General features: G+C 49.2%; 15 protein-coding genes. 12 read left to right on the forward strand and 3 right to left on the reverse strand.

Annotated elements, in window-relative coordinates; all coding sequences use genetic code 11:
* Positions 1-25: 25 nt before the first annotated feature.
* Positions 26-1081 carry an electron transfer flavoprotein subunit alpha/FixB family protein gene (locus tag DWZ76_RS10160; RefSeq protein ID WP_117796101.1) on the forward strand — a complete coding sequence of 352 codons (1056 nt, stop codon included), beginning with the start codon at positions 26-28 and terminating at the stop codon, positions 1079-1081.
* Positions 1082-1746: 665 nt separating this feature from the next.
* On the forward strand, positions 1747-3120 hold the full coding sequence (locus tag DWZ76_RS10165; RefSeq protein ID WP_337955608.1) for an MBOAT family protein: 1374 nt from the start codon (positions 1747-1749) through the stop codon (positions 3118-3120).
* Here the strand turns inward: DWZ76_RS10165 and DWZ76_RS10170 are convergent.
* On the reverse strand, positions 3117-3848 hold the full coding sequence (locus DWZ76_RS10170; RefSeq protein WP_118472577.1) for an SDR family oxidoreductase: 732 nt from the start codon (positions 3846-3848) through the stop codon (positions 3117-3119). The genes DWZ76_RS10165 and DWZ76_RS10170 overlap by 4 nt on opposite strands.
* Positions 3849-4164: 316 nt before the next feature.
* Between DWZ76_RS10170 and trxB the strand changes: the two genes are divergently transcribed.
* The 4 genes from trxB (at position 4165) to DWZ76_RS10190 (ending at position 9511) form a co-directional block, all read left to right on the forward strand.
* On the forward strand, positions 4165-5082 hold the full coding sequence (gene trxB / locus DWZ76_RS10175; RefSeq protein WP_107001366.1) for a thioredoxin-disulfide reductase: 918 nt from the start codon (positions 4165-4167) through the stop codon (positions 5080-5082).
* Positions 5083-5293: 211 nt separating this feature from the next.
* Positions 5294-6820, forward strand: coding sequence for an SH3 domain-containing C40 family peptidase (locus tag DWZ76_RS10180; protein ID WP_118472578.1), 1527 nt, complete (start codon positions 5294-5296; stop codon positions 6818-6820).
* A gap of 254 nt (positions 6821-7074) precedes the next feature.
* Positions 7075-7719, forward strand: coding sequence for a cyclodeaminase/cyclohydrolase family protein (locus DWZ76_RS10185; RefSeq protein ID WP_118472579.1), 645 nt, complete (start codon positions 7075-7077; stop codon positions 7717-7719).
* Positions 7720-7843: 124 nt separating this feature from the next.
* Complete coding sequence (locus DWZ76_RS10190) at positions 7844-9511, forward strand: formate--tetrahydrofolate ligase (RefSeq protein ID WP_118472580.1); 1668 nt, start codon at positions 7844-7846, stop codon at positions 9509-9511.
* A 181-nt stretch (positions 9512-9692) separates the two neighbouring features.
* Here DWZ76_RS10190 and raiA read toward each other — a convergent pair whose 3' ends face one another.
* Complete coding sequence (gene raiA / locus DWZ76_RS10195; RefSeq protein ID WP_022360630.1) at positions 9693-10220, reverse strand: ribosome-associated translation inhibitor RaiA; 528 nt, start codon at positions 10218-10220, stop codon at positions 9693-9695.
* Positions 10221-10894: 674 nt separating this feature from the next.
* Entirely contained in the window at positions 10895-11737 is an 843-nt protein-coding gene (locus tag DWZ76_RS10205) for a LysR family transcriptional regulator (RefSeq protein ID WP_117796095.1), read from the reverse strand.
* A gap of 373 nt (positions 11738-12110) precedes the next feature.
* Here DWZ76_RS10205 and DWZ76_RS10210 point away from each other — a divergent pair, with 373 nt between their 5' ends.
* The 6 genes from DWZ76_RS10210 to secA all read left to right on the forward strand — a co-directional run bounded on the left by DWZ76_RS10210 (position 12111) and on the right by secA (position 22045).
* Complete coding sequence (locus DWZ76_RS10210) at positions 12111-13235, forward strand: PrpF domain-containing protein (RefSeq protein ID WP_117796094.1); 1125 nt, start codon at positions 12111-12113, stop codon at positions 13233-13235.
* Positions 13236-13361: 126 nt separating this feature from the next.
* Positions 13362-14615, forward strand: a complete 1254-nt coding sequence (locus DWZ76_RS10215) for an SLC13 family permease (RefSeq protein WP_118472582.1) — start codon at positions 13362-13364, stop codon at positions 14613-14615.
* A 134-nt stretch (positions 14616-14749) separates the two neighbouring features.
* On the forward strand, positions 14750-15799 hold the full coding sequence (locus DWZ76_RS10220) for a lactonase family protein (protein ID WP_118472583.1): 1050 nt from the start codon (positions 14750-14752) through the stop codon (positions 15797-15799).
* Positions 15800-15897: 98 nt separating this feature from the next.
* Positions 15898-18168: a hydratase gene (locus DWZ76_RS10225; protein ID WP_118472584.1), complete on the forward strand. Its 2271-nt coding sequence runs from the start codon at positions 15898-15900 to the stop codon at positions 18166-18168.
* A gap of 173 nt (positions 18169-18341) precedes the next feature.
* Positions 18342-19127 (forward strand): RraA family protein, encoded by a 786-nt coding sequence (locus tag DWZ76_RS10230; RefSeq protein ID WP_207661054.1) that lies wholly within the window; start codon positions 18342-18344, stop codon positions 19125-19127.
* 335 nt (positions 19128-19462) lie between these two features.
* Positions 19463-22045, forward strand: a complete 2583-nt coding sequence (gene secA, locus DWZ76_RS10235) for a preprotein translocase subunit SecA (RefSeq protein ID WP_117796090.1) — start codon at positions 19463-19465, stop codon at positions 22043-22045.
* The last annotated feature ends 51 nt before the right edge of the window (positions 22046-22096 follow it).

Consider the following 22096-nt stretch of genomic DNA (forward strand, 5'->3'; position numbering starts at 1 on the left):
TTTATAGAAAAGAGTGGTGAATAAGATGAACAACTTAGAAGCATATAAGGGCGTATTTGTCTTTGCACAGCAGGTGGATAATGTTATCAGCAATATCGCTTTTGAGCTGATTGGCAAAGGTAAAGAATTAGCAAAAGATTTAGGAGTAGAGGTAACCGCTGTTTTAGTTGGTTCTGACGTTAAGGGTCTTGCAGATCAGTTAGCAGAGTACGGTGCAGACAAGGTTATCGTTGTAGACGATCCGGAGTTAAAAGAGTACCGTACAGAGCCGTACACACATGCAATCGCATCTGTTATTGAAGAGTTCAAACCGGAAATCTTCCTGATCGGTGCTACTGCAATCGGTCGTGACCTTGGTCCGCGTGTTTGCGCTAGAATCCATACAGGTCTGACTGCAGACTGTACAAAACTTGATATCGGTGATTTCCCGATGAATCCGGTTCCGGGTAGAGAGACAAAGCACAATCAGCTGCTTATGACTCGTCCGGCATTCGGCGGCAACACCATCGCTACCATCGCTTGCCCGGATTTCCGTCCGCAGATGGCAACCGTTCGTCCGGGTGTTATGCAGAAGGCTCCGAAGGAAGCTGGCAAAAAAGCTGTTGTTACTGAGTTCAATCCGGGATTCACAAAGAACAACAAATATGTTGATATTCTGGAAGTTGTTAAGGCTGTATCCAACACCGTTGATATCATGGATGCTAAGATCCTTGTATCCGGCGGTCGTGGCGTAGGAAGCCCGGAGAACTTCAAGATTCTGGATGATCTGGCAGAGGCTATCGGCGGTACCGTAAGCTGCTCTCGTGCAGTTGTAGATGCTGGCTGGAAGCCGAAGGATCTTCAGGTAGGTCAGACAGGTAAGACTGTTCGCCCGAACGTATACTTTGCAATCGGTATCTCCGGTGCTATCCAGCATCTGGCAGGTATGGAAGAGTCTGACATCATCGTTGCTATCAACAAAGATGAGTCTGCTCCGATCTTCGATGTTGCTGACTACGGCGTAGTAGGTGACTTAAACAAGATCGTTCCGATGCTGACTGAGAAGATTAAAGAAGCAAAAGCAGCAGCTAAGAACAACTAATTAAAATTAGGAAGAGAAATCTTCTTAGCATATAGCAGTAGAGTTTTGTATGTTTTTCTCTGATAAATATATGAGACAGCGCCGGCTGGACGGATTTACTCCACCCAGTACTCCGCAGTCCCGTGCCAGCGAGTAAAGAGAACCCTGTTTCCGAGGTGATGAACCTGGGAGGCAGGGTTTTTTTGTGTAATAGGAAATTGCGTCCTATGAAACAAAAAACGCTCCGCGAGGATGCGCACTCGCGCGAAGCATAAATATGTCGCAAGCGACCGCGCTCGGCGCGAGAATGTGCCAAGGCACATTCTTTTTCATGTAATAGAAAATTCCTTGGAATTCCTTATTACACAAAAGTCACATTCTTTATTCTGGTCAAAAACACTTGACAGATTAAGGGGGATTACCCGTATAATAGAGTGTCTGGAATATAGATATGATTTATCTGCTATATAAGAAAATACAGGTTACTGTTCACGGGTAGGCACTTTTGGAACCGAAAGTGCCGTAAGAAAACGTGGTGGTGGCAGGAATTTGCCGTATTTAAATGCGAAGCCACGGCAAATTCCGTTACTGGGCACGTATGTGTGAACAGCAACAAATACAGGATGGTATGGTTTATGTTATTTAGTTCCCTTGTGTTCCTATGGTATTTTTTGCCAGCGGTATTTTTGCTTTATTTTATAACGAAAAATCTGCATATCCGCAATGGCGTCCTTCTGGCTGCCAGTCTCTTTTTTTATGCGTGGGGCGAGCCGAAGTATGTGATTCTGATGCTTGTTTCGATCGGGCTGAATTATTTCTTTGGATTGTGGATTGGGAGGATGCAGAGTAAACACAGAATGCGCCTTGCTGTTACAACTTGCGTGTTTTTAAACCTCCTTCTTCTGGGCTATTTCAAATATTTTAACTTCGCAGTCGAGATTGCAAATTCTCTGTTAAGCCGCTTTGCGGGCGGCGCACATACACTTTCTTTCCGCGAGATTGCTCTTCCGGTCGGAATATCCTTCTACACGTTTCAGGCGCTTTCCTACGTGGTGGATGTGTACCGGGGGACGATTCAGGCGCAAAAAAATATCTTTCATCTGGCGCTTTATATTTCTTTCTTTCCGCAGCTCATCGCGGGACCGATCGTCAAGTATCACGATGTCTGCGAACAGATTGGGAACCGGCAGTGTACGGCGGAGGGGATGGCGTATGGAATCAAGCGCTTTTCCTACGGACTGGCGAAAAAAATGTTGTTTGCTAATACCTTTGCGGCGACGGTAGACTGGATGATGGAGAAACCGCTGGCACAGCTGGGAACGGTCAATGCGTGGATGTTGGCGGTTTTGTACACACTTCAGATTTATTTTGATTTTTCGGGATATTCGGATATGGCGATCGGATTGGGAAAAATGTTTGGATTTGATTTTATGGAGAACTTCAATTATCCGTATATCTCTACCTCGATCCGCGAGTTCTGGAGACGCTGGCATATTTCACTCTCGACCTGGTTTAGGGAATATCTTTATATCCCGCTGGGCGGCAACCGGAAAGGGCAGGTGCGGACGTATATTAATCTGCTGATTGTCTTTTTTGCGACCGGGCTCTGGCATGGCGCTGGGGCAACCTTTATCATCTGGGGATTGTACCATGGGCTGTTTCTGGTGGTGGAACGCATGGGACTTGGGAAGCTATTGGAGAAGAACTGCTTCCGGGGACTGAATCACATCTATACGGCGTTGGTTGTAGTGGTTGGCTGGGTGTTCTTCCGCGCCGATACGCTGGCGGATGCGAAAGTGATCCTGCATCAGATGTTTACCTGGGAGAACGGCATCTATCCGGCGTCGCTGTTCGTGAATCGGAAGGTGATTTTTCTTGCGGTGCTGGGCGTGCTGCTTTCGGGCATCGTGCAGAGTATATGCCCGAAGCTGCGGGAGCATTTGTATGAGAAAGAAGTGACAAAGACAGTGGATATTGTGATTATGGCTGTGCTGCTGTTTTTGTGTACCATGTATCTCGTCAGCAGCACGTATAATCCGTTTATTTATTTCAGGTTTTAGATCCAGCCGCCGTCCAGTTGAATTATCTGTCCCGTTAAATAGGAGTTCTCGCTCCCCAGCTGGTATGCCAGTTTTCCGACTTCCTCGGCACGCCCCATACGTCCGGCTGGAATTTCTTCCAGCAGGGCATTCCGTTCTTCTTCATCGAGAAACTGGTTCATTTCGGTGTCAATAGCGCCGCAGGCGATCGCGTTGACCTGGATGCTGCTCGGCGCAAGTTCCTTCGCGAGGGCGCGCGTCATGGCGTTGATGCCGCCTTTGGTGGCAGAATAGGCGACTTCGCAGGAAGCGCCGCAGACGCCCCAGACGGAGGAAATATTGAGAATGCGTCCCGATTTGCGTGACACCATCATCGGAACAGCGAGGCGGCAGCAGTTGAAGACGGAGGTCAGGTTGGTATTGAGAATGTGGTTCCACTCGTCCGGCGTCATATCCTGGAACAGACCGATGTAGGAAATCCCTGCATTGTTGACGAGGACATCCAGGAAACCGAAGCGCTCCCGGATCGCGTCAAACAGGCGGGAACAGCTCTCAAAATCGCCCGCATCGCCCATCCAGGCAAGGCAGGAAACGCCCAGCGCTTCGATTTCGCGCTGGGTCTTTTTTAATTCTTCTTCCCGCCTCAGGCAGGTAATCACGACATCCCAGCCATTCCTGGCGTAGGTTAATGCAATCGCTTTCCCGATTCCGCGGGAAGCGCCGGTTACGAGGATAGTTTTATGATTCATGGCAGTAAACTCCTTATATGCGAATGTTTTTAAGAATTGCGGGAGCACGCAGTGCAGAGCAATTCGGTATTAGAGGGGTCAAAAGCTTTTGACCCCAACATCATATTTGATTGAATTATAGCATGTATTTAAAATTCATGAAATAGTTTCATTTTTCTGCCTGTCATAAAATCGTAAGAAATTTTCATCCATTTTTTGCTCTTCTGCGTGTTTTACAGCATTGTATGAAAGTGCCAAAATGTGTTATACTAAAACCAAATGGATCTGACACAGCGATAGAGCGGATCAATTACCGAACAGATTCGGAAGAAAGGAACTGTATACCATGTATGATATAATAATCATTGGTTCCGGACCAGCTGGCTTGAGTGCGGCGATTTATGCACAGCGGGCATGTCTGGACACGATTGTGATAGAGAAGAATGGAATCAGCGGCGGACAGGTGCTGAATACCTGGGAGGTGGACAATTATCCGGGATTTCCGGGTGTGACCGGCTTTGAGCTTTCCAGACAGTTCCGGGAGCATGCAAACAAGCTGGGAGCAAGAGTTGTACAGGATGAGGTCGTGCAGGTCGAGCTTTCAGGAAATGTGAAGAAAGTAGTCTGCGAGGAAGAGACGTATGAGGCACGCTGTGTGATTCTGGCATCCGGAGCACATCACAGGACGTTGGAGGTGCCGGGAGAAGAGGAACTTCGCGGGGCAGGCGTTTCATACTGCGCGACCTGCGACGGGGCATTTTTCCGGGGAAGGACGGTTGCCGTTGTGGGCGGCGGCGACGCGGCGCTGGAAGATGCAATTTTTCTTGCACGGATGTGTGAAAAAGTATATATCGTCCACCGCAGAGACAAGCTTCGCGGGGCAAAACGGCTGCAGGAGCGCTTACAGGCGCTTGAAAATATTGAATTTGTCTGGAACAGCGAGACGGTTGCGATTGAAGGGAACGCTCAGGTGGAGGCGTTGCGGCTGAGACAGACCAAAACCGGAGAAGAGAGGCGGCTGGACGTGGATGGTGTCTTTATTGCGGTCGGAATCGCACCGGAGAGTGAGCTGTATGCGGGTCAGTTAGAGCTTGATGAGCAGGGCTACATCCGGGCGGATGAGAGCGGTCAGACGAGCGTTCCGGGCGTATTTGCAGCCGGAGATGTCCGGACCAAGGCGTTGCGCCAGATTTTGACAGCGGCATCGGACGGTGCAAACTGCGTGGCATCTGCAGAGCGATATCTTCAGGCATAACTCATTTTTAACATAGAAGAAAACAGAGTAACTGTTTAGTAGGTCTGCGCATTTACTGCGCTGACCGTACGAAAACATGGGTCAGCAGGCAAAAATCCCATTGCCGTAGGCAATTTTTAATGGATTTTTGCGCGTGACTGTGAAGGTACTGAACAGTTACAGTTTGAGATAAAACGACGGAACAGAATGGACAGAAGAGTAGGAGGTTCTTATGAGAAAAACGCTGAAATTTCTGATAGCATCAGGAGCGTGCCTTGTGATGGCAGGGACGGGACAGATGAGCGCCCAGGCGGCGATGAATCTGGAGACGGATGCCCCGGTCGCTGGTGCGTCAGTGGCGATCAATAATTACTATGCGAGCAGCTTGAACCCGGAAAAAGAGCTGGCGGAGGCATTTGCTTCTAAAGAAGTTCTGGCAGTGGCGGGAGCCGGTCAGACGGGCGTGGCAGGCGGCGCGCAGACAGCCAAACCGGCACAGGTGGCAGCAGAGACGAAAGCCCAGCCAAAGGAGACAACTGGCGAGACTGAGGCGGTTGTCCGCGCGATGTCCAAGTCGATCTACGATAATATCGCGATTTCCCGTGTGACCAATTATGTCAATGTTCGCGCACAGGCGAGCACAGGCAGCGAGGTAGTCGGAAAGATTTACAATAACTGTGCGGCGACAATTCTGGACACGGTGGACGGCGAGGGCGGCAAATGGTACCATATCCAGTCGGGTTCCGTGACCGGTTATATTAAAGCACAGTATTTTGTGACCGGTGAGGAGGCGTCCAAGATTGCCAGGGAAGTCGGCACAACCTACGCGAAGGTTACAAATACCTCTACGCTTCGCCTGAGAGAGACGCCGAGCTTAGAGGGCAAGACGCTGGATCTTCTTTCTGCCGATGCAGAGTATGAGGTGATCGGAGAAGAGGGCGATTTTGCCAAGATTTCCGTCGATAATGATCTGGTCGGATATGTGTATAAAGATTATATTACGACGCAGGTAGACTTTAAGCAGGCAGTTTCCGTAGCTGAGGAACAGCAGCAGAAAGCTGAAGAAGAAAAACTGAAACAGGAAGCGAATGCGGCGATCGAGAACCTGGAACAGGTAAAGAAGAAAGCCGAGGAAGAGTCGAGGGCAGCGGAAACCACGGCAGCTGCCAAAGAGACGACCAAAGCACCGGAGACTTCCTACAGCGGAACAATAGAGGCGAATCCGAGCGAAAGCAAGGCAGCTGGGACGACAGCGGCAGCCAAGGAGACGACAAAGGCAGCTGAGACGAAAGCGCCGACTACCGCGGCAGCGACGAAAGCGACCACTGCAAGCGGCGTTGGACCGGGCGGCGGACCAGGCACAGGCGGTACGTCTTCTTCTGGAAATGAAGTAACAAATGCTACCCGTTCTGCGGTTGTGGCATATGCAAAGCAGTTCCTTGGAAATCCGTATGTATACGGCGGAACCAGTCTGACAAACGGCGCGGACTGTTCCGGATTTACAATGAGTGTATTTGCACATTTCGGTATTTCAACCGGACGAAGCTCGAGAGATCAGGCGGCAAAGGGCAAGGAGGTTGCGGTCAGCGCAGTACAGCCGGGCGATCTGCTTTTTTATGCGAGCGGCAATTATATCAATCACGTAGCACTTTACATAGGCAATGGACAGGTTATCCACGCAAGTACGGCAAAGAGCGGCATCAAGATTTCGCCGTCCAACTACCGAACACCGTGTAAGGCAGTTTCATTCTTAAATTAGTAAACGCAGATAAAGGAGTATATCGGTTCTTACGGAACGATTTCATATCCGTAGGGCTCGGTGGGAATACCGCAAAATTACGTTGCCAGCGGGGCAGAAGATTTCTGATCGGTGAGACAAGCAATTTTGCGGTATTTTTTCATTTTCATAGGAAAATGTATGCACTCGCGCGAAGCAGAAACATGTCGCAAGCGACCGCGCTCGGCGCGAGAATGTGCCAAGGCACATTCTTTTTATAAAAAAGGAGAAAAATCATGGCAGAATTAAGAGAACTTTCCGTAAACCAGTTTGTAGAAGAAACTGCTTCGAAGGCGTCTGTACCGGGCGGCGGAAGCGTGTCGGCGATGGTGGGAGCGCTGGGTGCGGCATTGATGGAAATGGTGGCAAATCTGACGATCGGAAAGGAAAAATATGCCGGGGTGCAGGAGGAAATGCAGGCACTGGCAGCTGAGGGCGCTGCGCTGCATGAGGAGTTGCTGGCAGGGATCAAAAAGGACAGCGAATCGTTCAATGGATATATGAGAGCGCTGAAGCTTCCGAAGGAGACGGAGGAGGAGAAAAAAATCCGCACTGCCGCCCTGCAGCAGGGGTTAAAAGAGGCGACCGAAGCGCCGCTTGCGATTGCGGAGTCAGCGGTAAAGATTTTTCCGATGGCGGAAGCGGTCGTAAAGAGGGGCAATAAAGGTGCCGTTTCCGACGGTCTGATTGCGGTGATGTTAGCCCGGACAGCGGTTGTGGGTGCGCTCTTTAATGTGAAGATCAATCTGGCATCGATCAAGGACGAAAGTTATGTATCAGAACTTGAGAAAAGAGTAGAAAAACTGGAATCGCTTGCAATTTTTTGTGAAAAATCAATTTTGTGTCTTTCCAAATTGTCAGACACAGTATATAATAGATAACATTCACAGCCTTTCCGGGAAATTCACAGGGGGATCTTTTTTACAGAAGATAAAGCAGATAACATTCACTGTGTGAAAACTTCCGGAACAGGCAAAACCGCAAAAACAGGGAGGTACAGGAGTAATGATGACAGATATTGAGATTGCACAGGCAGCGAATCCACTGAAAATCGGTGAGATTGCACAGGCGGCAGGCGTAGACGAGAAGTATCTGGAGCAGTATGGAAATTATAAGGCAAAGGTTGACTACAATCTTCTGAAAGAGACCGAGGGCAAGGATGGAAAATTGATTCTGGTGACCGCGATCAACCCGACTCCAGCCGGAGAAGGAAAGACCACGACCACGGTCGGTCTGGCAGACGGATTGAAACGTCTTGGCAAAAAGGTAACTGTAGCGCTTCGTGAGCCGTCGTTGGGACCGGTCTTTGGTGTCAAAGGTGGTGCAGCTGGCGGCGGATATGCACAGGTCATTCCAATGGAGGATATCAACCTCCATTTTACCGGTGATTTCCACGCGATCGGCGCAGCAAACAACCTGCTGGCAGCGATGCTGGACAATCATATCTATCAGGGCAATGCACTCCGCATCGATCCGAAGCGCATTACCTGGAAGCGTGTTGTCGATATGAATGACCGTCAGCTCCGCAACATCGTAGATGGTCTGGGACGCCGCGTGGATGGCGTGACCCGTGAGGACGGATATGACATCACGGTTGCCAGCGAGATCATGGCAGTTTTGTGCCTGGCACGCAACATTACGGATCTGAAAGAACGCCTTTCCAAGATTATCGTAGGTTATACCTATGACGAGGAACCGGTCACTGCCGGTGATCTGAAAGCAGCGGGCGCGATGACGGCTCTTTTAAAGGATGCCCTGAAACCAAACCTGGTACAGACCTTAGAGCATACACCGGCATTTATCCACGGCGGTCCGTTCGCGAACATCGCGCATGGATGTAACTCCGTCATTGCGACAAAGATGGCATTAAAGCTGGGTGATTACACGATCACAGAGGCTGGCTTCGGCGCCGACCTGGGTGCGGAGAAATTTCTGGATATCAAGTGCCGGATGGCAGAGCTGAAACCGTCGGCGGTCGTTGTAGTAGCGACGGTACGTGCCCTGAAGCATCACGGCGGCGTGGCGAAGGCTGACTTAAACGCAGAGAATCTGGAAGCACTGGAGAAGGGACTTCCGAACCTGATGCAGCATGTAGAAAATATTACCAAGGTATATGGACTTCCGTGTGTCGTAGCGATCAACCGCTTCCCAATGGATACCGAGGCAGAATTAAAGCTGATCGAGGACAAGTGCCATGAGGTCGGTGTCAATGTGGCTCTGTCCGAAGTATGGGCGAAAGGCGGCGAAGGCGGCGAGGAGCTGGCAAAAGAAGTCATCCGCCTGTGCGAGACTGAGAGCGATTTCCACTATTGCTACGAGACCGATACAACCATCGAGGAGAAGCTGGATGCGATCGTGAAGAAGATCTACCACGGTGACGGCGTTGTACTCACGGATGCAGCAAAGAAACAGGCAAAACGCCTGACTGAGCTTGGATTTGGTAACTATTCGATTTGTATGGCGAAGACGCAGTACAGCTTTTCGGACAATGCGAAGCTGCTCGGCGCACCGAAGAACTTTACGGTAACTGTCCGCAACCTGAAAGTATCCGCGGGCGCAGGATTCATCGTAGCGTTGACCGGCGACATCATGACGATGCCAGGACTTCCGAAGATGCCAGCGGCAGAGAAGATCGATGTCGATGAGAATGGACGGATCACGGGTCTGTTCTAAAAAAAGAAGTAACTGTTCAGTAGGTCTGCGCATTTACTGCGCGTGACTGTGAAGGTACTGAACAGTTACGAAAAGAAATAGAATATGAATGGAACTTAACACAACGCAAAAAGGGGAACTGCCACATGGCAGCTCCCCTTTTTGCCAGGAAACTTGTCTACTTATAGTACGAAGCGATGAATTAAAATTCTGGTTCAATCAATCCGTAGGTGTTGCCTTTACGTTTGTAAACAACATTGACCTGCTCGGTCTCGGAATTCAGGAATACATAGAAACTATGTCCTAAGAGTTCCATCTGTACACAAGCCTCTTCCGGATCCATCGGCTTCATAGCGAATTTCTTTACTTTGACGATATCTACTTCGTCGTTGGAATCATATTCTTCGTTTATGAAGAGGTCAGAGAATGCAACGGCTGCCTGTTTTTTGTCTACGATTTTATTCTTATATTTTTTGAGCTGACGCTCGATGATTTCTTCTACCAAATCAATCGATACATACATATCGTTGCTTTCCTGCTCAGCACGGATGATGGTGCCTTTGACAGGGATGGTAACCTCGATCTTCTGACGATCTTTCTCAACCGTAAGTGTGATATTCACTTCAGTGTCCTGATTGAAGTATCGCTCTAACTTTCCGATCTTCTCCTCTACAGCTGCTTTTAACCCCGGGGTAACATTGATATTTCTTCCAGTAATCTTATAACGCATAATCATCGCTCCTTTTTATTGGGATGGCTATAGTATACCACTTTTGGATGTTAAATTCAACCTTTTTCACAAAATTGTCAACACAATTAATTGAAAAACAGGTCGAAATACTGTGTCGTTTGATTTTTCACGAATTGCTGTTGTTTTATAAGGGATTTGCGCGCGGTTTGTGCGGCGGACAATGAAATATGAAAAAAGAGTCTTGCAGGATAGGGCAGAATGGGTGTGTTTTTGCAACAGAAAAAGGTCGAAAAAGCTAGAAAAAACGGGGGTTTGGAGGCAATGCAAGGGTTCTTCATTTGTCAATAGATCTGCTTGTATTTTTGGAAGAAATATGCAAGTTTATGAGATCTGAACAAAAAAGAAATCAAAATGCGCCGGGGAAAACGGGGGCTTCGTGAACAGACGGAAATTGTGGATAATGTGGATAAGTCGGTGTAAAACTCCATTTTCCCTAAAAAAGGGAGAAAATGGGTGTGCAAAACTTATCCACAAAACTGGGGACAAAATGTGGATAATGTGGACAACAAGAAAGTCGAACATATATTTTGTGCAACTTGTCTGGTTTACCATAAAGTTGGCGGGATGGCAGAAGAAAAAACGTTTTACCTGGATAGGCAGGGAGGCGGCGTTTTACAGCAGGCATCCTGAACGGGAGCGAAGCAGGGTGGCATTTAGAGAAGTTCCAGAAACTTCTTGACCTGCGGAAGCCGATCACTGGTGGGCTGGCAGAGCAGATACGTATTGCGGACGAAGGGCGTGCCATCCTGCCAGAAAAGTGCCTCGGTGTAGCCGTCAAAATTATTCAGGCAGATGGACGGCAGGATACTCCAGCCAAGCCCATACCGCACCATTTCCTTGCAGGTATCGATGCTGTCGATCTGGAAATTCCGTCGGATGCCGGTCAGTCCACGCGCTTCGAACCAGGAGAAAAGCTGGGAATTTAAGCCGGAGTCGGTGTTGTGGCTGATGTACGGATAGTCGGTCAGAGGACGCCCTGCGTCCTCGCGGCTGCAGATCAGGCACATGGGTTCGGAGGCGAGAAGAATCTTTTTGCCGTCCCAGTTATATTCGCCGCGCAGGATGGCGAGGGAGATTTCTTCTTTGCAAAGCATCTTGTAGAGCTGGCGGCTCTGCTCGGTCGTGATATGCACCTCTACTTTGGGATAGCGGTCTGTGTAGTCCTTGAGGATTGCCGGGAGGCGGTAGTGGGCGTAGTTCAGAGAACAGCCGAGTCGCAGCGTGCCGCAGATATAGTCCTGGCTGGCGGCAGCGAGTTCTTCCATCTGCTCCATATTTTTTAGGATCGTGCGGGCGCAGGGCAGCAGGCTTTCGGCTGCCGGGGTGAGGAGCACGCCGCGCTTGGAGCGGATGAGCAGCGGACAGTGCAGTTCTTCTTCCATCTTCTGAATCCGCTTGGTGATGGCAGGCTGTGTCATATAGAGAGACTGCGCCGCCTTTGTTATATTTTTGTGCTGGTCGAGCGCCAGCAGCAGTTCATAGTCACGTTTATCCATATCGAACTCCTTATCATTCCAAATCGTTATGAAGTTTGATAAGATCATACCATTTTACAGCGGATGGGGCAATGAGTTATAGTATGTATAAGAAAAAATTAATAGTAAGTTGGTTGCTGTTCACAGGTAGGCACTTTTGGAACCGAAAGTGCCGTAAGAAAACGTGGTGGCAGCAGGAATTTGTAACTGTCCACAGGTGGGGATTTTCTGAACTGAAAATTTCGTGCGATACAGGTCAGGAGCCAAGGAAAACTCCGTTCAAAACACAGCACAAGGGCAGCTGCAGATGTGAAAGTAAAAACACAACGTAGAAGCAGTGAAACAAAAAAGAAGGTTCAATGAAAATAAGCATTATAGGAGAAGGAGGAGAATTATGTACATGAAAAAATATCCATGTGTCTACATGAGAGGAGGTACCAGCAAAGCGGTATTTTTCCACGAGAAGGATCTGCCGGAGGATAAGAGTCTTTGGGATGATATTTTCCTGAAAGTCATGGGTACCCCGGATGTGAAGCAGATTGACGGCATGGGAGGAACGGTTTCCTCGACCAGCAAGATTGCGATCATTGCACCGTCTGACAAGCCGGGCGTGGATGTGGAATACACATTCCGTCAGGTGGATATCGTGATTCCGAGAGTGGACGGAAGTGCAAACTGCGGAAACATCTCATCGGCGGTTGGTCCGTTTGCGATTGATGAAGGTCTGGTTCCGGCGGTTGAGCCGATCACGGTGGTGCGCGTGTTAAATACGAACACCAATAAGATCATTGAGGAACATGTCCGCGTTGAGGACGGCCATGCGATGGTACACGGCGACGAGGTAATTCAGGGGGTTCCGGGAACAGGTTCCCGCATCGATATGTATTTTGAGGATCCGGCTGGTTCCAAGACCGGAAAGCTGTTCCCGACCGGTCAGAAAAAAGAGGTATTCGATGTACCGGGATATGGTCCGGCGGAAGTGACTGTACTTGATTGTTCGAACCCGATGGTATTTATCAAAGCATCGGATCTGGGAATTAAGGGATCTGAGCTTACGGAACTGAATCAGAATAAAGATGTGATGGAACACATCGAGCGTATCCGCGGCATGGCGGCAGTGAAATGCGGTTTCGTGGAGAACTGGGAGGACGCGCGGACGAAATCGACGTCGGCTCCGAAAGTTTCCATCGTCTCTGCTCCGCAAGACTACATTAATATGGATGGAAATGAAGTAAAAGCGGATACGATGGATCTCTGTTGCCGGGCGATCTCGGTCGGCGCACTTCACAAGGCGTACCCGATGACTGTAGCAGTCGGAACAGGCGCAGCAGCACGGATTTCAGGCACAATCGTCAATGAGATTGTCAACCCGGCGCCGGATCAGGATATTATCCGTCTGGGACATGCGAGCGGCGTGACCGAAGTGGATGTTAAGATGGACGGCGAAAAAGTCATCAAGGGCGGCGTGACACGGACGGCGAGACGTATCATGGACGGCTGGGTGTATGTGAGAGACTAATGCAGGAAATGAAAGTGGAAGATAGCTGGAAAAGTAAAAAAGCAAGCTTTTCCACATTGCAATGGACGTCGTAAAAGAATAAAGGTAACCTGGCAACAAACACAAGATAGAAGAGGGAGAATGATTATGGGACTTCAGGTAATAGCACTTGGATGCCTGATTGGGGCGATTGTACTTGGATTTGTGAAGAAAACAAATGTAGGTCTGGTCTGCTTCGGTCTGGCTTTGATACTGGGAAAAATTGGCGGCATGGGTGCGTCAGATATCTATAAGGGATTTCCATTTAAGCTGTTTGCAACCTTGCTCGGAACGATGCTGTTTTTCAGCCTCTTACAGCAGAATGGAACTCTGGAAAAAATATCGGATCGTCTGATAGGACTTTGCGGGAAACATTTATTTTTAGTACCGATTATTATTTATGTAGTTAGTTTTGGTTTATCTGCAGCCGGACCGGGCGCGATCAGCGTGCAGTCGGTTACCGTCCTTTTTGCAGTTGCATTGGCAGTACAGATGAAGGTAAGTCCGATTTTGATGGGCGTCATGGCGATTCTCGGTGCGGTCGGCGGAACGGCTTCCCCGATTGCCCTGACAGGTATTATCGTAGGTGATATGATGACAGAGATGGGAATTGAAGGTTCCATCAACAATATTTTCATCGGTGTCAGCGTCAGCAACTTTGTCTGTGCAGTTGCGATGTATATCCTTTTAGGCGGCTACAAGCTGCGCGGAAATGCAGAGAGCGGCGAGAAAAAGGTAGAGAAATTTACGCGGGATCAGTGGCTCAGCCTGATTGCTCTGGTAATCATGGTTGTGCTGGTTGTCGGCTTCTCCTATGATGTAGGACTTCTCTGCTTCACACTGGCAATGATTCTGATTTTACTTGGAACAGCAGATGAGAAAAAAGCGATTAAGGCGATTCCGTGGAGTGTTCTGATTCTGATTGCAGGTGTCAATGTTCTGATGAATATTACCCAGACAATGGGCGGCATCGACCTGCTTTCCTCCATCCTGGCATCCTTTATGACGAAGCGGACGGCTGGTCCGATCATGGGCTTTACGGCAGGCTTAATGTCCTGGTTCTCCAGTGCAAACGGCGTTGTATTCCCGACTCTGATTCCGACGGTTCCGGATATCGCATCCCAGGTGGGCGGTGCATCCGTCATGCAGATTATCACTGCAATCGTGTGCAGCGCAACCGTTGCAGGTATCAGCCCGCTTTCAACCGGCGGCAGCCTGATTCTGGCAAGCTATGCACAGGAGACGGACTGCGGAGATAAAGAGCAGCAGAAGATGTTCGGTACTCTGTTTGCGCTGTCTGCGACGGTCGTTGTGATTGTGTGTGTACTGACCTTCGTTGGAGTGACAAGTTTTGTTGGATAATTGACAGAGTCAAGAGGAGAAAGCCGAAGTTCAGAAACTTGAATGCCATTTTGAATGGATTTGGTGTTGAAAATGGAACAGGCAGGTTTCTGAACAAACGTTAAGTGAAAGTTTAAGGAAAGGGAGAATCTACCATGAAACAGTTCGCATATGTAGGATGCCGCACCACCAAGGAGCGCAACGCCCGCGGCAAAGGCATCCGTATTTTCGAAATAGAAAATGGAACCTGGAAACCGGTTGGACTTTTAGAAGGTCCGGTGAATCCGTCCTATTTTTGTCTGAATGAAGCACAGGACATGCTGTATACCATTCATGGTGATTACAGCGAAGTCAGCGCTTATCGAATCCAGCCGGATGGAAAACTTGTCTACTGCAATACAGTGGGCACACATGGAACGAATCCGGTGCATCTGGTGCTTGACAGAAGCGGAAAATGGTTGTATGTGGCAAATTTACAGACCGGTGCAGTTTCACTGATTCCGGTGCTGAAGGATGGAAGTCTTGGAAAAATCAAGGAATTGTATTTCATTTCCGGTAACGGCGGTCCGGGTTATATTTCTCATCCGCATCAGACGATGCTTGACCGGAGCGGACGCTGGCTGGCAGTTCCATCCCAGGGACGGCTTCAGGGTGTCGGAAAAATTACATTATTTGAAACAAACGGAACAGAAGGAACACTGAGAGAGCATTTTGCCATCAAGGGACGCACAGGGGCAGAGCCGAGACACTGCGTATTTGCACCGAGCAATCGTTTCTGCTATTGCGTGAATGAGAAAGACAGTACGGTAGCGGCGTACCGGTTTGATGAGAACGAGGGAACGCTGGAGCCGATGCAGATTTTGACGAGTCTGCCGGAGGACTATGCTGGAGACGGCTGGGCGAGCGCTATCGATATGGATGCAGAGGGAAAGACCCTGTACGTATCGAACCGCAAGCATGACAGCGTGAGCGTGTACCATCTTGACGCTGAGACAGGCCGGATGAGCTGGATGCAGAACATTAAGACCGGCGGTGAACAGCCAAGATTTTTGACTGTCAGTCCGGATGGAGAGTGGGTTGCTGCAGCCAATGAGGTAACAGACACCATTGTATGCTTCAAGAGAAATGAGAATGGAAGTTTACAGGAAAATCCGGTGGTAGTAGAAACGGAGAGCCCCGTCTGCATAGTATTTAAGACCCGGTAGAGAAAAAAGCCGAGATATTTTTGAATTGAAAAGCCGATTTTTAGCAGAAAAATGAGAATGATTCGATTGGCACGAATCGTAACGAAAGGAGTACATATATGGTAACCTTACATGAGGGAAAACAATTCATTATAAATAACGATCACATTGCAAGTGCAGAGGAAGCTGCAAAGCTTTCTGAAGAAGCAGCAAAGAAAGAAACACTGACCTGGCAGGTGCTTTCAAAACACAATCACTCAGACAATATGGAACATCTGGAAATCCAGTTTGATTCTATGGGTGTGTATGACAATACCTACGTCGGCATTCTCCAGACAGCTTACGCAAGCGGTCTGAAAGAGTTCCCGATGCCGTGTGTATTTACAAACTGCCATAACTGTCTGTGTGCAGTCGGAGGTACTATTAACACCGATGTCCACAAATATGCAGAATCTGCCTGCCGCAAATCCGGTGGTATCTTCGTTCCGCCGCATGAGGCAGTCATCCATCAGTACATGCGTGAGATGATCGTTAACTCCGGCGATATGTCGATTGTATCCGATTCCCACACCCGTTATGGTACACAGGGTTCTGTCTCCATCGGCGAAGGCGGTCCGGAGCTTGCAAAGGCAATGCTGGGAAAATACTATGAGATCGACTATCCGGGTGTGATTGCCGTTCTTTTAACCGGTACCCCGAAGCCGTGGGTTGGTCCGATGGATGTGGCTTTGAGCATCATCGGCAAGGTATTTAAGAATAATTTTGTGAAGAATAAAGTCCTTGAGTTCATTGGACCGGGCGTACACAGCCTCTCAATGGATTTCAGAAACGGTATTGATACGATGACAACCGAGTCTGCCTGTCTGTCTTCTGTGTGGGCGACGGATGATAAGGTAAAAGAGTATTTTGAGATTCACAAGCGTCCGCAGGGCTTCAAGGAGATGGTTCCGGGCAATGCAGCACTTTATGACGGCGTAGTAGAGGTAAATCTGGATACGATCGTTCCGATGATTGCGCTTCCGTTCCATCCAAGCAATGCATATCCGCTGGCAGATGTCATCGCTGAACCGGAGAAATATTTAAAGATGGTAGAAAAAGAGGCAGAGCGTGTTTTCGAGAATAACAAGGATATTCATCTGGATCTCTGCTCCAAGATTCATGACGGCAAGATCAAGGTTGATCAGGCGGCGATCGCAGGCTGTGCAGCCGGTTCCTTCGAAAATATCTATGCGGTTGACCAGATCGCGAAGAAGATGGACAAAGGACTGGGAACCTTCCCATTCAATATTTATCCGGCATCTCAGCCGATTATGTATGAGTTAAACAAAATCGGTGTCTTAAATGACCTGATGGGATATGGGGTGCGTGTGAAGACAGCATTCTGCGGACCGTGCTTCGGCGCATCGGATGCACCTGGAAACAATGATTTCTGTATCCGTCATAGCACTCGTAACTTCCCGAACCGTGAGGGAAGCAACCCGGCAACCGGTCAGATCGCATCGGTTGCACTGATGGATTCCAAGTCAATCGCGGCAACTGCATTTAATGGCGGCTATTTAACCTCTGCAGAGAACTGCCCGGTTGTATTTGAAACACCATCCTATGAATTCAATGAGCACATTTACGAGAACATTGTATACAATGGATTTGGAAAAGCAAAACCGGAGACAGAGATCGTTTATGGACCGTCCATCAAGGACTGGCCGGAGATGGAGCCGTTAAAAGAAAATCTGTTATTACAGGTAGCCAGCGTAATCCGTGACGAAGTGACAACCACAGACGAACTGATTCCGTCCGGTGAGACAGCCTCCTATCGTTCTAATCCGTACAAGATTTCAGAATTTACCCTGATTCGTAAGGATCCGAAGTATGTTGGCCGTGCGAAAGCGGCACAGGAGTATGAGAAGGCTCGTCTGGCTGGTGACAGCGCTAAGGCTGGTGAATTTTATCAGGTACTGCAGGCAGCTGGCGTTACAACATCGCTTGAGGAGCTGATGCAGACAACCGGTATTGGTTCCGTACTGTATGCAAAACGTCCGGGTGATGGTTCTGCCCGTGAGTATGCAGCAAGCTGTCAGAAGGTGCTTGGCGGTCTGGCTGACATCTGTATCGAGTACGCAACCAAGCGTTACCGCAGCAACTGCGTCAACTGGGGTATCCTTCCATTTACCTGTGATGAGGCGGAAATTAATCTGGAAGCTGGCGAGTATGTATATCTGCCGGGTATCCGTGAAGCAGTTGAAAAGGGTGCAAAGGAATTTGAAGCAACCGTTATCGGAACAGACGGCAGCAGCCGGAAGCTTATGCTGGCTCTCAAGGATGTGACCGAGGCGGAGAAGGAAGTTCTGCTGGCGGGAAGCTTGATTAACTTTTACAAAAACACAAAATAAAAATGGGAATCGGGCGGTTGCTTGTGAGTATTGTGAGTAGACGCTGAATCCTGTCTGTACGCCCGGAATCCCGGATGCCCGATGGGGCGGGGACTGCGGGCGTATAATCAGTCGCGAAAGATTGAAACAGCCAAAACGTGAGAAATAGTTTAAAAGAAAGGGAAAGAGAGTCTATGAATATAGAAGAAATGCAGGCGCAGAGAGACGCTGATTATGAAAAATATAAGGCAGAAGGGCGCATCTGGGGCACAGTTCCGCGCGAAAAGATTGTGCAGATTCAGATTCCACGTACCAGCAAAGAGGTGATTGACCGCTACTATGCGCTGGAAGATATGAGTACGGCTGTATCGGACATTCTGGATACTTACGGCATTCACGGTGCTGTTCCAAACACCTGCTTAAAGCCAGTCAAGGCAGGCTCACGCCTGGTGGGAACAGCTGTCACGGTCCGCAGCATCCCGTCCCGCAAGACGGCGACGCAGGGACAGCGAGACAAAGATAAGATTTTGATGTCCACGAAGGATATTTTCTACCTGGGCGAGGCGGGCGATGTGCTGGTGTCCGATTTCGGAGGCAATCTGGAGTATTCCAATATCGGTGGCCAGAGCTGCCATCTGGCGAAAGTACGTGGATTTGCAGGCTGCATCGCTTATGGAAGCTGCCGCGATACGGAGGAGATCAGCCGGATGGATTTCCCGGTCTTTTCCTGCGGCGTGACGCCGATGACCGGAAAATACCGCATGGAGTGTGCAGAAGTGAACGGACCGGTCAGCCTCTGCGGCTGCCTTGTCATGCCGGGCGACCTGATCGTGGCAGACGGTTCGGGTGTCTGCATTGTTCCGAATGAGCTTGTCGAGGAAGTGCTTGAAAAAGCGGAGAAGTCCGCGGCAAAAGAAGAAGAATTTTCCCGGATTCTGGAAGCAGGCGGCGGGATTGAGGAACTGAAAAAAGCAAAATAATAAATAGGTATTTTCGGGGGATATATTTCATAGAAACAGGGATTTGTTTACCATGCTGGAAGCGAGGTAAGCAGGTCCCTTTGTTCGTGTATGGAGGGGCTTATTTTATGGCTGGGATTTTCCGGATACGGCAGGTTCGGGTTATCTCAGCCGGGCGCGAGCGCAGCGTAAATGTAAAAAAATAATGAAATCATTGAATAAAATCCCCGTTAGTGTTAGAATAAATAAGATTGTATAACTATGCCTATATGATCTTTATGTATTAAAACATATCATTTATGATGGAATGAAATAAAATAACTAGATTTAGAATGTAAGAAATAGGAGAGAAAAGCATGAATCTGATAGAGAAAGTGTTTGGTACCCACAGCGAACGCGAGCTGAAGCTGATCCGCCCGATCGTGGATAAGATTCTAGGTATGCGCGAGCAGATGACTGCCTTATCGGATGATGAACTGCGTGACAATACGCGCAAGTTCAAAGAGCGCCTTGCGAACGGCGAGACGCTGGACGACCTTCTGCCGGAGGCATTTGCAACCGTGCGTGAGGCGGCGAGACGAGTATTAAATATGGAGCATTACCCGGTTCAGCTGATCGGTGGTATCGTCCTGCATCAGGGACGTATCGCAGAGATGCGTACTGGTGAGGGTAAAACCCTGGTTTCTACCGCACCGGCGTACTTAAATGCGCTGGCTGGAAAGGGTGTATTCATCGTTACCGTCAACGACTATCTGGCAAAACGAGATGCAGAGTGGATGGGCGAGGTTCACAGATTCCTCGGTCTGACGGTCGGCGTGGTTTTAAACTCGATGAATTCCGACGAGCGCCGGGAAGCTTACAACTGTGATATTACCTACGTTACCAACAATGAGCTTGGTTTCGATTATCTGCGTGACAACATGGCGATCTACAAAGAGCAGATGGTTATGCGGAATCTGGACTATGCGATCATCGATGAGGTCGATTCCGTCCTGATCGATGAGGCGAGAACCCCGCTTATCATTTCCGGACAGAGCGGCAAGTCCACGAAGCTCTATGAGGTCTGCGATATTCTGGCACGTCAGTTGGAAAAGGGCGAGGAATCAGCAGAATTTTCCAAGATGGCAGCCATCATGGGCGAGGAGATCGAGGAGACAGGCGATTTCGTAGTCAATGAGAAAGATAAAGTAGTCAACCTGACCGAGGCTGGTGTGAAGAAGGTTGAAGATTTCTTCCACATCGAAAACCTGGCGGATCCGGAGAACCTGGAGATCCAGCACAACATCATTCTGGCACTGCGTGCCAACTACCTGATGTTCCGCGATAAGGACTACGTGGTAAAAGATGACGAGGTTCTGATCGTCGATGAGTTTACCGGACGTATCATGCCGGGACGCCGTTATTCCGATGGTCTCCATCAGGCGATTGAGGCGAAGGAGCACGTACATGTGCGCCGTGAGAGCCGCACGCTGGCAACCATTACCTTCCAGAACTTCTTCAACAAGTTCAACAAGAAGGCTGGTATGACCGGTACGGCACAGACCGAGGAGAAGGAATTCCGTAACATTTACCAGATGGACGTTATCTCCATCCCGACGAACCGACCGGTACAGCGTATTGATTACGAGGATGCGGTTTATAAGACGAAAAAAGAGAAATTCCATGCGGTTGTCGAGGAAGTGGCAGCAGCCCATGAAAAGGGACAGCCGGTTCTGGTTGGTACCATTACGATCGAGACTTCCGAGCTTCTGAGCAAGATGCTGACAAGACGCGGCATTCCGCATAAGGTATTAAATGCGAAGTTCCATGAGCTGGAGGCTGAGATCGTAGCAGATGCAGGTATCCATGGTGCCGTTACGATCGCGACTAATATGGCAGGTCGTGGTACGGATATCAAGCTGGATGAGATTTCCAGAGAACTGGGCGGCTTAAAGATTATCGGTACAGAGCGTCATGAGTCCAGACGTATTGATAACCAGCTGCGCGGTCGTGCCGGACGTCAGGGCGATCCGGGTGAATCACGTTTCTACCTGTCCCTGGAGGATGACCTGATGCGTCTCTTCGGTTCAGAGCGTCTGATGAATATGTTCAACGCGATGGGCGTACCGGAGAATGAGCAGATCGAGCACAAGATGCTTTCCAAGGCGATTGAGAAAGCACAGATGAAGATCGAGACCAACAACTACGGTATCCGCGAGAACCTGTTAAAATACGACGAGGTTATGAACGAGCAGCGTGAGGCAATCTACGCAGAGCGCCGCCGTGTACTGGATGGTGAGAATATGCGTTCTGTTATCATGAAGATGATCACGGATATCGTAGAAAACGCCGTAGATATGTCCATCTCTGATGAGCAGGAACCGGCTGAGTGGGATCTGTCCGAGTTAAATTCCCTGCTGCTTCCGGTTATCCCGTTAGAGCCGATTCAGCTGACGGAAGACCAGCAGCATATGAAGAAAAACGAGCTGAAACATATGCTTAAAGAGGCGGCAACGAAGCTTTATGAGACACGCGAGGCAGAGTTTACAAGCGCGGAACAGGTACGCGAGATGGAGCGCGTGATCCTTCTGAAAGTGGTTGATGCAAAGTGGATGGCTCATATCGACGATATGGATCAGCTGCGCGAAGGCATTGGTCTGCAGGCATATGGTCAGAGAGACCCGCTGGTTGAGTATAAGATGAGCGGCTATGAGATGTTCGACAGCATGACGGCAGCGATCCGTGAGGATACCGTCCGTATTCTGTTCCACATCCGTGCAGAGCAGAAGGTCGAGCGTGAACCGGCTGCCAAGGTAACGGGAACCAACCGTGACGACAGCACCGTGCAGGCACCGAAGAAGCGTGAGGAGAAGAAGATTTACCCGAACGATCCGTGCCCATGCGGTTCCGGCAAGAAGTACAAACAGTGCTGTGGACGGAAGCTGTACGCGAAGAATTAATAGATGAAAGAAGGCAGGCTGCTGTGATTTTGCAGCAGTCTGTGCAGAAAA

Source organism: Clostridium sp. AF35-15 (genome assembly GCF_003477745.1).
In the GTDB taxonomy this organism is placed as follows: domain Bacteria; phylum Bacillota; class Clostridia; order Lachnospirales; family Lachnospiraceae; genus Otoolea; species Otoolea fessa.